This window comes from Citrobacter sp. BIDMC107 (assembly GCF_001037575.1).
Classification (GTDB): Bacteria; Pseudomonadota; Gammaproteobacteria; order Enterobacterales; family Enterobacteriaceae; genus Citrobacter; species Citrobacter freundii.
This window is the reverse complement of the sequence record NZ_KQ089848.1, coordinates 3,650,189-3,662,412: the sequence shown is the minus strand read 5'-3', so window position 1 is coordinate 3,662,412 and position 12,224 is coordinate 3,650,189. Positions and strand designations below refer to the sequence as shown.

General features: G+C 47.4%; 8 protein-coding genes. 3 read left to right on the top strand and 5 right to left on the bottom strand.

The genetic code is table 11. From position 1 onward, the window contains the following. Nucleotides 1–149 precede the first annotated feature (149 nt). Both SK39_RS17115 and SK39_RS17110 read left to right on the top strand, forming a co-directional pair. On the top strand, nucleotides 150–1,304 hold the full coding sequence (locus SK39_RS17115) for an efflux RND transporter periplasmic adaptor subunit (RefSeq protein ID WP_016150839.1): 1,155 nt from the start codon (nucleotides 150–152) through the stop codon (nucleotides 1,302–1,304). Between the two features lie 28 nt (nucleotides 1,305–1,332). Next, complete coding sequence (locus tag SK39_RS17110; protein ID WP_003839771.1) at nucleotides 1,333–4,449, top strand: efflux RND transporter permease subunit; 3,117 nt, start codon at nucleotides 1,333–1,335, stop codon at nucleotides 4,447–4,449. Nucleotides 4,450–4,656: 207 nt separating this feature from the next. On the opposite strand, the gene SK39_RS17105 is transcribed toward SK39_RS17110, so the two are convergent. Further along, nucleotides 4,657–5,004: an HdeA/HdeB family chaperone gene (locus SK39_RS17105; RefSeq protein WP_008321512.1), complete on the bottom strand. Its 348-nt coding sequence runs from the start codon at nucleotides 5,002–5,004 to the stop codon at nucleotides 4,657–4,659. Then, the gene (locus SK39_RS17100) at nucleotides 5,004–5,600 is read right to left on the bottom strand and encodes a DUF308 domain-containing protein (RefSeq protein ID WP_003845975.1); all 597 of its coding nucleotides are present in this window, start codon (nucleotides 5,598–5,600) and stop codon (nucleotides 5,004–5,006) included. The genes SK39_RS17105 and SK39_RS17100 overlap by 1 nt, the downstream gene beginning before the upstream one ends. A 281-nt stretch (nucleotides 5,601–5,881) precedes the next feature. Between SK39_RS17100 and SK39_RS17095 the strand changes: the two genes are divergently transcribed. Beyond that, a complete protein-coding gene (locus tag SK39_RS17095; protein WP_048217231.1) occupies nucleotides 5,882–6,514 on the top strand; it encodes a YfdX family protein in 633 nt (210 codons plus the stop codon). Nucleotides 6,515–6,588: 74 nt separating this feature from the next. Here SK39_RS17095 and SK39_RS17090 read toward each other — a convergent pair whose 3' ends face one another. The 3 genes from SK39_RS17090 to SK39_RS17080 form a co-directional block, all read right to left on the bottom strand. Continuing rightward, nucleotides 6,589–9,831 carry an ATP-binding protein gene (locus SK39_RS17090; protein ID WP_048217230.1) on the bottom strand — a complete coding sequence of 1,081 codons (3,243 nt, stop codon included), beginning with the start codon at nucleotides 9,829–9,831 and terminating at the stop codon, nucleotides 6,589–6,591. 4 nt (nucleotides 9,832–9,835) lie between these two features. Continuing rightward, on the bottom strand, nucleotides 9,836–10,450 hold the full coding sequence (gene evgA, locus SK39_RS17085) for an acid-sensing system DNA-binding response regulator EvgA (protein WP_003839762.1): 615 nt from the start codon (nucleotides 10,448–10,450) through the stop codon (nucleotides 9,836–9,838). Between the two features lie 469 nt (nucleotides 10,451–10,919). Continuing rightward, the gene (locus tag SK39_RS17080) at nucleotides 10,920–12,206 is read right to left on the bottom strand and encodes an MFS transporter (RefSeq protein WP_003839760.1); all 1,287 of its coding nucleotides are present in this window, start codon (nucleotides 12,204–12,206) and stop codon (nucleotides 10,920–10,922) included. Nucleotides 12,207–12,224 lie beyond the last annotated feature (18 nt).

Here is a 12,224-nt window from a genome sequence, read left to right as displayed (position 1 = left end):
TTACATATAATTTTTAACCGCTAATTCTTTAGCGAAGAAATGGGCTTTACCCTTCTCATGCCTGACCATCTTTTGTTATTTACCGACAACTCCCCCACCCTGCATGCAATAAAAGAACATTTGTGTTTACACATTATTCAGGGATTACTATGAACAGAAAATGCTTACTGTTGATACCATTATTCTTTAGTAGCGTCATCATCACCGCCTGCGATAATAAACCTGCAGTAAAAACCACCATGGAGCCCGAGGTCGGCGTTGTTACCTTAGCCCCCTCCTCAGTAAATATTAAAAGTGAACTTCCGGGTCGCGCGCTTGCGTTCGAGATCGCCGAAATCCGCCCTCAGGTTGGTGGGATCATCATAAAACGCAACTTTGTTGAAGGTGATAAAGTCAGCAAAGGAGAATCACTGTATCAAATTGATCCAGCCCCACTGCAGGCACGACTGGACTCAGCCAAAGGCGCGTTGGCAAAGGCACAGGCTACCGCCAATAATGTTCGTCTGACACTAAATCGGCAGTCAGCATTAATACAATCTAATTACGTCAGCCGCCAGGACTATGACACCACGCGTTCACAGCTTAATGAAGCGCAAGCCAATGTTGCCGTCGCTAAAGCGGATCTTGAACAAGCCACTATCAATCTTCGATACGCCAATGTTACCTCGCCCATTGATGGCATTAGCGGCAAATCTTCCGTGACCGTGGGTGCCCTGGTTACTGCTAATCAGGAAAACTCGCTGGTCACCGTTCAGAGATTAGATCCGATCTATGTTGATTTAACGCAGTCAGTACAGGACTTCTTACGCCTTAAAGAAGAGAAAGCCAACGGCAAAATTGCCCAGCAACAAGGCAAAATTCCGGTTGAGCTGATGCTGGAAAACGGCAAACCCTATCGCCATACCGGTACGCTTGAGTTTTCCGATCCCGCTGTTGATGAGACCACCGGTTCGGTAACCCTGCGCGCCATATTTCCCAATCCTGAAGGTGAAATTTTACCCGGCATGTATGTCACTGCGTTGCTGGACGAAGGCAGTCAACAAAACGTGTTGATGGTCCCCCAGCAAGGAATTACGCACAACGAGCAAGGAAAAGCCACCACGCTGATCCTTGACCAGGAAAACGTAGTGCAACTGCGTGAAATAAACGCAGTGAAGGCCGTTGGTAATCAATGGTTAGTGACCGCGGGATTACGCCCCGGCGATCGGGTCATTGTGTCCGGATTACAAAGAATTCGTCCGGGAAGCAAAGCCCGGGTCCTCCCTTCAAAACTGAACACACCTGACACGGTAGCTGAACAGTAATATTTCAGGTATTAAGGACACTTTCTTTATGGCCAACTTTTTTATTGAGCGCCCAGTTTTCGCCTGGGTGCTCGCTATTATCATGATGTTTACGGGCGGTATCGCGATAATGAACCTGCCAGTCGCCCAATATCCACAAATTGCGCCCCCAACCATTACCATCAGCGCGGCCTACCCCGGGGCAGATGCAAAGACCGTTGAAGACTCCGTCACCCAGGTGATTGAACAGAATATGAATGGTCTTGATGGCCTGATGTATATGTCATCCACCAGTGATGCGGCAGGTAATGCCTCGATTATCCTGACCTTCAAAACGGGTACATCACCCGATATTGCGCAGGTTCAGGTACAGAATAAACTGCAGCTGGCGATGCCTTCCTTGCCACAGGAAGTACAACAGCAAGGGATCAGCGTTGATAAATCCAGCAGCAATATCTTAATGGTCGCCGGTTTTATCTCTGATAATAACAGCCTGAGCCAATATGATATTGCCGACTATGTGGCCTCGAACATTAAAGATCCGCTAAGCCGCACTGCCGGGGTGGGGAGCGTGCAGTTATTCGGTTCGCAATACGCCATGCGCATCTGGTTGGATCCGCAAAAGCTCGACAAGTATAACCTCACTCCCGAGGACGTCATTACCCAGCTCAAAGTACAGAATAATCAGATATCTGGCGGGCAACTGGGGGGCATGCCTCAGTCAGCCGATCAGCAATTAAATGCGTCGATAATCGTCCAGACGCGTCTGCAAACAACCGATGAATTTGGCAAGATCTTCCTTAAAGTTCAGCAAGATGGTTCTCAGGTTCTGCTGCGTGATGTCGCACGCATTGAGCTGGGTGCGGAAAATTATGCCACGGTTGCACGTTACAACGGCAAACCCGCCGCCGGGATTGCGATTAAACTTGCCGCAGGCGCCAATGCCCTTGAAACGTCCCAAGCTGTTAAACAAGAGCTGAACAGATTATCAGCCTGGTTTCCGGCCAGCATGAAAACCGTTTATCCCTATGACACCACGCCGTTTATCGAAATTTCGATTCAGGGTGTTTTTCATACTTTGATCGAGGCAATCATTCTGGTATTCCTCGTCATGTACCTGTTTTTGCAAAGTTTTCGTGCGACGCTTATCCCCACTATCGCCGTTCCGGTGGTTATCCTCGGCACCTTTGCCATTCTCGACGTCGCCGGTTTTTCGATTAATACGCTCACGATGTTTGGCATGGTGCTGGCGATAGGGTTGTTAGTCGATGATGCTATCGTGGTGGTTGAGAACGTAGAACGTATTATTGCTGAAGAGCACTTGTCTCCAAAAGCGGCAACGCATAAAGCAATGGGCCAGCTCCAGAGGGCGCTGGTTGGTATTGCCGTCGTGTTATCCGCCGTATTTATGCCGATGGCATTTATGAGCGGCGCGACAGGAGAAATTTTCCGTCAGTTTTCCATCACCTTGATCTCCTCCATGCTGCTGTCGGTGTTTGTGGCGATGAGCCTGACGCCAGCACTCTGCGCCATGCTGTTAAAAGCACATGATGACGAGCAGGCAAATACGCATTTTCTGTTTACCCGATTCAATCATTTCATGGAGAAATGCACTCAGCACTACACGGACAGCACCCGAAAACTGTTACGTTGCACGGGCCGTTACATGGTCGTTTACTTAGTCATTGGCGCGGGCATGATGGTGCTGTTTTTACGTACGCCGACCTCCTTTTTGCCTGAAGAAGACCAGGGGGTATTCATGACCACGGCGCAATTGCCCTCAGGTTCAACGATGGTGAACACCAGCAAAGTGCTCGGGGAAATAACGGACTACTACCTGACGAAAGAACAGAAAAACGTTGCTTCTGTTTTCACCGTCGGCGGATTTGGTTTCAGCGGTCAGGGACAAAATAATGGCCTGGCGTTTATCAGCCTGAAGCCGTGGTCAGAACGCGTTGGCGAAGAAAACTCGGTTACCGCCATTATTCGACGAGCAATGATGGCCTTAAGTACCATCAATAATGCCGTCGTTTATCCGTTCAATTTACCCGCGGTCGCGGAATTAGGCACCGCATCAGGGTTTGATATGGAGTTGCTGGATAACGGTAATCTTGGGCATGAAAAAATGATGCAGGCCCGAAACGAGCTTTTGGCTCTGGCCAATCAGTCCTCAGGTGAGGTCGACGGGGTGCGCCCAAACGGCCTGGAAGATACGCCGATGTTCCGCATTCACGTCGATGCCAAAAAGGCTGAAGCTATGGGCGTTGCGTTATCGGATATTAATCAGACCATCTCCACCGCGTTCGGTAGTCGCTACGTCAATGATTTCCTGAACCAGGGGCGCGTAAAAAAAGTGTATGTCCAGGCCGATACGCCGTTCCGTATGTTGCCTGATAATATTAATCACTGGTATGTACGTAATGCCTCTGGCGCGATGACCCCGCTTTCCGCCTACTCATCAACCGAGTGGACCTACGGCTCTCCACGCCTTGAACGCTACAATGGTCAGCCAGCAATGGAAATTCTGGGTCAGCCGGTAGAAGGGAAAAGCAGCGGTGATGCGATGAAATTTATGGCATCGCTGATTAATAAACTGCCCGCAGGCGTCGGTTATGCCTGGACCGGTCTGTCTTATCAGGAGGCGCTATCCACAAACCAGGCACCAATGCTGTACGGCATTTCGCTGATCGTCGTATTTCTGGCGCTGGCGGCGCTGTATGAAAGCTGGTCGATCCCGTTCTCGGTGATGCTGGTTGTGCCAATCGGGGTGGTCGGCGCGTTGCTGGCCACCGATCTGCGCGGCCTGAGCAATGATGTTTATTTCCAGGTCGGCCTACTCACCACGATGGGGCTATCGGCTAAAAATGCTATTTTGATCGTCGAGTTTGCCGTCGAGATTATGCAGAAAGAAGGGAAAACGCCGCTTGAAGCCGCGGTGGAAGCCGCGCAAATGCGCTTACGTCCTATTCTGATGACCTCACTGGCCTTCATCCTAGGGGTAATTCCACTAGCAATAAGCAACGGCGCGGGCTCTGGCGCGCAAAATGCCGTCGGTACGGGGGTTATCGGTGGGATGCTGGCCGCGACGGTACTGGCGATCTATTTTGTTCCAGTATTCTTTGTACTCGTTGAAAATACGTTAGCGCGATTTAAAGCCCGACGTTGATCCCCTGCCCTATCCCTGGGTTTAGATTATTAAATCCAGGGATGGGACTTCATTTGTCAGGTCTACAGTTATTAGCGGGCACGGCTATCCAGCGAGTTTCTCGTGGATAGCGGGGTAAGCATTACGCAGATTTTCTTGTAGGGGAACAACTGGGGCAGGTACAGAGGTTGTCAATTCTAACTAAAGCCAGGCTATCAAAACGGTTAATCAATAGTGCAGACCGGAACCTTTCAGATTTACAGCCAGTTCACCCAGTTTTGTATTCGGATGCTGATGACACATTTTAACCATTTTCGGTACAGCTTCCGTTTCCACCTCATGCAGGGGAACATAATCATCGCCTTTAAAGTCCGAATTTTTATTAACAATCACAAAGGCAATTGCCGTCTTGTATTGCTGACTCATATCAACGAATTCTTTACAGGTCATATCTTGTGGCGCAGCTTCCGTTGCCTGAGTAGCAAAAGCACGGGTCATTGGCGCCATAACAGAGGTCACAAGAATAGCTGCAGAAACCATCATTTTAATATTCACTATGCGCTCCAGAGGTAGCATTATTTTTTATCGGCGAGCTTATCAGTTTTTACCAGCGTCGCATTTCTACGCAGACTGATAAAAGCTAAAGAACTAAAGATCATCTCGACACCAATAAAAATTGAGGTAAATACATACGATCTGTCGGGATCCATATTCAGCCAGACGCCGGCAATAAGCAGGTCAAAAATACCAATAAAAATGTTCCATCCATAACCCGGACTGTGGAACAGTTTGACCCCAGATGCGATACGAAAAATACCACCCAGAATAAACAGGCAGCAAAATACCATTGCCAATGAATTCATGCCTATCACAGGATTCACCAGGAAACAGTAACCCAGCAGTAACCACGCGATAGCAAAAAAGGCATAGGTAAATTTGGCTTTCAATTGCTTTTTACTTGAGCTAAACAGGCTATAAATAGAATAAAAACCACATACCAGGAACATAAAGCCAGTTGCATAGCTTAAATAAACACCTGCAGCAATCGGATAAATCAAGCAGCAGATGCCACAAACCAACATCAACACCGCCATAATCGTCGCATGCTTTTTATAATGAACGAGTGTTTTTTCATTAAACGCTCTCAGGCTACGCTGATTAAAAACAAACATACATCCTCCGTTATACATAAACGCAATGTAACCTGTTGACACAAGAATTATTACTCACTCAACATATGTTACTTACAATGGAATGATAAGACTTCCGCTAAGGAAGCGTATATAAGAACAAGAGAATGTCGCTATGCGTATATTCCTACACATGTCAGACATCTGACACTTGTAAGATTAAACGGTCATTATTCTATCGTGGTTCTGATTTCGCTCTTTAACATTATTTAATATGCTTATTGCGTTTGGTGACATATACCAAATTTATTCAGGAGAAAGTAATGAAAAAGATTATTCTTGCGGGTGTGCTTGCAACCATGATGGGTTCAGCACCAGTGATGGCTGCTACTGCTACCACACCCACTCCGGCGCAAGCTACTACCGCAAATGTTCAAAAAGAAGCTGCCGATATTATGCAGGTCGCAGTGCAAGGCGCAAATGCGATGCGTGATATTCAGCTTGCTCGTTTGGCCCTGTTTCATGGACAGCCTGACAGCGCTAAAAAATTAACCGATGACGCCGCTTCCCTGCTGGCAGGCGACAGCAAAGATTGGGCGAAATTTGTAAAAACTGCGCCTAAAGCCAAGATGATTGACGATCAGTACGTGGTTATTAACGCTACGATCGCGCTGTCAGAAGACTATATTGCCACTCCAGCCAAAGAATCCGCTATCAAAACAGCGAATGGCAAAATGGCCAAAGGCGACTGGAAAGGTGCAGTGGATACCCTGCAACTGGCTGGTATCAGCGTGCTTCAGACCCAATACCTGATGCCCCTGAATCAGACTCGTAAAGCCGTTACCAGCGCGCAAAAACTGCTGTCTTCCGGTAAATATTATGAAGCAAACCTTGTGTTAAAAGGTGCTGAAGAAGGTATTGTGATCGATAGCGAGATGATCGGCGCAGGCCAGTAATACTCAGCACTACGGAGTGTTGAACCAGGACTTTCTCTCCTGATCGGGCAGCTACGGCCACCCGATCAGGGGGATTAATGGCTAATCAGACTGTCTATCTCAATCTCAATTTCCCGCATAACAGCAATAATCTTCTGCAATGCCTCCTGGCGTACTGCCAGAGGAAGATCGTCAGGTCGTCTGGATTCGAAAGGTTCGCACAGGTTTTGTAGCGCAGTGATGCCCAGAATTTGCGCCGAGCCATGCAACCGGTGAAGAGCGCGCAAAAACAGCTGAGGTTCATCTTGCAGAACAGCTTTCTCAGCCGCTTGTATATCATTCAGCGTTGCCTCGCGAAATGTCTCGAGAATCTCGTTCATTAGTGCGCGATCGCCGCCGGTATTCTCCGTCAACACATTGAATTTCAAATGCCGGATTGAACAAGGAGACGAATAACCGGTTTCGATTTTACTCAACTCATGTGTCAGTGTCTGAATCGACACAGGCTTGAACAGGCACAAATTCATACCATTTTGCAGGCATCGATCGCGTGACTGTGGAAGTGCGCTGGCCGTCAGTCCCCATATTTGTAAATTCGGCTGTTGACGACGTAGCGAAGCCGCGAGATCAAACCCGTCTTTTTTCGGCATATTTACATCGGTTATCAGCAGATCGTACGATTTTTTCGCCAGTTTGGCTTCTGCCTCCTCCCCATCACACGCTTCATCCACGTTGTAGCCAATGGCATTCAACTGTCGCTTGAGCAGCAGGCGATTGGTTGGGTTATCGTCTGCAATCAAAATAGACAGACACGGAAGCGGTAACAGAGTACCAGGCGCATCGCCATCCGATACAATCGACTGTCGAGCCGTTTCAACCGGCAGCGTTATGGTAAACGTGGTTCCTTGCAACGGGACGCTCATCAACTCCAGCGTCCCACCCATCAGCGTCACCAGTTCTTTACAGATAAATAATCCCAGACCGGAACCGGTTTGTTGACGCCCGCAACGCCCCTGAGCGTAACGATGAAACAGCCCCGCCTGCTCCTCTTCACTAATCCCGCAACCGGTGTCGCTAATGGCAATGGTCAGGGTACCGTGATTCTCCCCGTCAGGCGTCAAACGGGCCGTCACATGAATACTGCCCTGCTCGGTAAACTTCAACGCATTACCTACCAGGTTGGTGAGAATTTGCCGCAAAGCCTGCTGATCGACAAATACCCGTTCGTTTGCTGGCAACTGGCTAACGCAAGCCAGCGTAATTCCTTTCTGTCTGGCTAAAGCATCGAAAGAGTGGCACTGCAATTCAATGAGCTGCGAGAGATCCGTCCATTGAGGAACAACCTGGTATTTACCAGACTCAATCTTATCCAGATCCAGAATCTTACCGATCAGCCCAAGCAATGACTGGGCTGTCGCCCCGGTAAGGGCAATCGCCTCTTTTCGCTGTGCCGGGCTGAGTTCTGAACTCGACAGTAATTCCACAAAGCCAACAATCGAGCTTACCGGGGTACGTAATTCATGGCTCATACTCGCCAGAAAGCGACTTTTGGCCTTGGTTGCTTCAATCGCTTTATTCTTTTCGTTTTCCAGTTCTTGAGATAATGCCTCTTTGAGATGAAGCTGCTCTTCCAGTAGCCGCTGAGATAGTTTCCTTTTTTTTACCTCACGGGAGAGTGAGATCCCCCAGATCAGGCTAATCGCTATCAGCAGCAGCGCGAATATCCCCAGTTGATAGAACTGTTTGCTATATCGACTCCATAAATCAACCTGCGTATTGGAAATTTTCGACCACTTCTCCGTCATCTGCAAAATCTCACGTGGCGGTATGGCCTGTAGCGCTTTATCTATAACAGACTTCAACATAGGCTCGTGAGAAGAAATCGCAAAACTTACAGAGGCACCAGGCATATCTGGAAGCCTAAAAAAGTGCATATTTTTCTGATAGTAATGATCGACCATAAACCTTGCTGACAATTCGGTAGCAATTGCCGCATCAGCGCTGCCCTCCTTGACCATGACCATCGCAACACTGCCAGTATCAGCATTAACCCAGGTGGCCTGCGGATAGCGTTGCTTCAGCTCGCTTTCCAGCACATGCCCGGCAGGTAGCGCAATACGAATCGGCTTCTCCAGTAGCGAGTCGGCGGTTTCCTCACGGGAAGTGATCATCACAAATGCCACATTCATCAGAGGATCGCTAAAGGTCGAATTGTGCGGGTTTTGATGAGTGAGCGTGATAGTGGGATACATATCCCACTGTTCGCCGCTTATTTGCTTTGTCTGCTCACTTTTAGAGTTAGCTAAAATGGGTTCAAAATCGAGCCCCGTTTGCAGATGAATAATATTCAGTAAATCGCCAAGAATACCGCGTAATTCACCGCTGCGATCGACCAGCGTATAGGGCGGGTAATCTGGGTTGATTAAAATGCGGATGACATGCTTTTTCTTCAACCACGCTTTTTCCTGAGCGGTGAAAGGTATAGGTGCATTCAGATAGGCCAGGTTGCCGCGGTTCAGCCAGTTCTGCATGACTTGCATATGAATTTCATTACTGATTGACGTAATGAAACCATCAAGAATATTTCTTAATACCGGCTGATCTTCGTTAACGACAAAATAATTATATTGTTCTTGCTTATCAAAGTAGTGCGTAATAACCAGTGATTGTGAGAAGTATCGAGAGATGCAATGGCTGCTGGTGATATTGTTACCAATATAATATTGGTTATCACCATTCACTACCGAGGCCATGGCCTGATACTCGTCGTCATAAAATGAGACTTTAGCCTCAGGAAAGGCCCCCTGGATAACATCGAGAAAAGGGCAATCCCGCACACACGCGACGCTAACCTGATGGTTCGTGGTCAGCGGCAGCATAGTGTTTTTTAGCGATGTTACAAGCGTCGGCCACGTCGTCAGCAATACCGAAGTACGCAACAAATTTCCGCCAACATCCTGGCGTCGGGACAGTTGGGTTATCAGCGTATCAACATCGTTATTGGCGAGCGCGGCCAGCGCCTCTTGCTCATTATCATACTGCTTTATAATGATTTTTAGATTGAGGTTCTTTTGCATTAACGCGAGGTAATCTGCGTTAACTCCCCGATAATATTCGCCGCTATTTTGATAAACAATGGGGGAGACTTCAGGTAACCAGGTACCAACAACCAAGGTTTTTTTATGCGCTAACCAGTTTGTTTCTTCCCTGTTCAAGCTGATATTTTGTACTGAAGTATTATAGTTACTTTTTAGCTCAACTTGCCGAGCTGAGCTTACACCCGTAGACAACCCGATGGTAAATATGACCATCAAAAAAATAAACAAGCGTTCCAGCATTACTCTATCCTATTTTATTTCTCTGCGCATAATCATAGATTTCCATTAATGATGAACAATCTAATTTTTCCATCAACCGGCTTTTATAGGTACTCACCGTTTTATTACTGATATTCATTTTGCTGGCAATTGAGCTGTAATCCATGCCATTAAGGATATAACGCAATACTCTCATTTCCTGATTCGACAACGTATCAAGCTTATCCTGCTCGCTGACGGATGAACCAGTAAAATGCTCAAGGGAAAAGGGAAAATAGCTATAGCCATTTTTTGCTGCTTCGATTGCGGCAAGAATATTATTCATACCTTCTTTTTTACTCACAAATCCGTTGGCACCGTATTCGGCGCTACGTTTGCCGTAAAAAAATTCATTTTTGGCTGAAATGATAATGATTACACCAGCATAGTGCCGCTTTCTCAGTTGCTCCAGCACTTCGATGCCACTGATACCGGGAATATCTACATCGATAATCAACAGCTCCGGCTTAGTTTTTTCAACGGTTTGAACCACTTGATCTCCGCTGTCGAGTTCGGTGGTCACAGCGATACCATTAGTATCGAGTAAGTTGCGGATGGCAATGCGTGCCAATGGGTGATCGTCAACGATTATCGCGTTCATTGCGTATAAGAATCCCGATAAATAAAGAGAGGCGATGGCTATAGAGCAGGCGAGCCTTCAACATTATAATTTCTGAAAATAAGGCTTTATCAGGTAAATCCTAACATAATCACGCGTATATTTTATTCATTTTTTATAAAAATGCAGAACAAAGTATAAACGCAACACTGTAATTTACAAATTTTAAACCTTGAGCCTATCTAAATATCAAACCATTAACACAACATAAAAGGAATATTCCTACACGCGTAGGACAAATCTCTCATTTATTATGATTTATTCTTAATGATTTGGGACATATAACCGGCATATAGTTCATCAGAACTGCGAGGGGGGATATGTGAATAGCTATCTAAAAATAAATTTCATACCAGGTCAAATATGGAGAACAAGAGTACAAACCTGCTGAATTTAGAGAGAAACTCCCCGCAGCTCTGGAGCAGCAGTGCCACAGGGAGGCAGCGATAAATCAGGCTTTACTGGGCAATGCCCCTACTGCATGCGAGCTTTTGACTGTCAGTGTAACGACAGCTGAGCACAACAGTGCGGCAATCATAAAGATAAAGGCGCTGTTATAGCTTCCGCCGCTGCTTTGGATCAACCAGCCGATGATGGGCGCTGATACAACCCCTGCCATCTGGCCGCCAAAGTTAACAATACCGGATGCCCGCCCCATGATGTTGCTGGGAATGGTATCCATCAAAATACCCCAGAACGTTGCCATAGCGAAGAACATGAACAAGGCTGAAATACACTGATAAACCACCGCCATATCTGCACTGCTCACGCTGAAGGTCAGATACAGGAAACCCGCGGCAATAACAGAGGTTACGACATACAGCGTTTTACGCTGGGGTTTGAATTTATCTGAGCAATAACCGCCTAATAATGTTCCACCGGCCCCGAACAGGAAGGGAATGGCCGCCATGACACCGGTCTTTGCCAGAGAAAACTCTCGTACGGTAATCAGGTAGCTTGGCAGCCAGGTTGAAAAACCCCAGAAGGTGATATCAAACAAAAACCAGATACTGGCCATTTGCCAGAGCACCGGCATTTTGAGTACGTCTTTAAACGCGATAGCACTGGTGTTTTGCAGGCTCCCCTGGTCGTCAGCAGCCAGCTCCGCCAGGTCTTGTTGCGTAATGGCAGGGTGATCTTTCGGGTTGTCACGCGTAAATAAGTAGATACCTGCGGCGATAAACAGACCGGGAATACCCAGCACGATAAAAACCATGTGCCAGCCAAATGCCCCGATGATGCTTGCCGCCACGACTACCGCCAGCGCTGGGCCTAAGGTGTTTACCGTTGACTGAATCGCCGTGGCGCGGCCACGTTCTTTCGACGGGAAATAGGTTGATATCATCTTCCATGAGGCCGACGGAAAACATCCCTCACCGATACCAAAGAAGAAACGTACTGCTAACATCAGCGGCAGCGTCAGCACAGCGCCGGTTAAGCTGGTGAACACAGACCACCATGCAATACCAATGGCCATGATTTTTCGCGAGCCAAACTTATCCGCCAGTAATCCACCGGGAATTTGAAACGCGGCATAACCAATAAAAAAGGCGCTAATAATTAAACCTTGTTGAGTCGTATCAAGATTTAAATCTTTGCCAATATAAGGGAGTGAAACGCTCATCACCATTCTGTCGAGAAAAGAGAGCAGCCACGCCAGCCAGATCAGTGTCAGGACGGTATATCTTGCTTTCCAGGTCTTGGGTTTACCTGAAGGTAAAGACGTTTGTAGGTTCATTGTGATGTCCTTAGGGTG

Bases quoted from the DNA above. Each gene is read 5' to 3' on its own strand.
- SK39_RS17115 (WP_016150839.1), top strand. From the start codon at position 150: ATGAACAGAAAATGCTTACTGTTGATACCATTATTCTTTAGTAGCGTC.
- SK39_RS17110 (WP_003839771.1), top strand. From the start codon at position 1,333: ATGGCCAACTTTTTTATTGAGCGCCCAGTTTTCGCCTGGGTGCTCGCT.
- SK39_RS17105 (WP_008321512.1), bottom strand. From the start codon at position 5,004: ATGCTACCTCTGGAGCGCATAGTGAATATTAAAATGATGGTTTCTGCA.
- SK39_RS17100 (WP_003845975.1), bottom strand. From the start codon at position 5,600: ATGTTTGTTTTTAATCAGCGTAGCCTGAGAGCGTTTAATGAAAAAACA.
- SK39_RS17095 (WP_048217231.1), top strand. From the start codon at position 5,882: ATGAAAAAGATTATTCTTGCGGGTGTGCTTGCAACCATGATGGGTTCA.
- SK39_RS17090 (WP_048217230.1), bottom strand. From the start codon at position 9,831: ATGCTGGAACGCTTGTTTATTTTTTTGATGGTCATATTTACCATCGGG.
- evgA (WP_003839762.1), bottom strand. From the start codon at position 10,450: ATGAACGCGATAATCGTTGACGATCACCCATTGGCACGCATTGCCATC.
- SK39_RS17080 (WP_003839760.1), bottom strand. From the start codon at position 12,206: ATGAACCTACAAACGTCTTTACCTTCAGGTAAACCCAAGACCTGGAAA.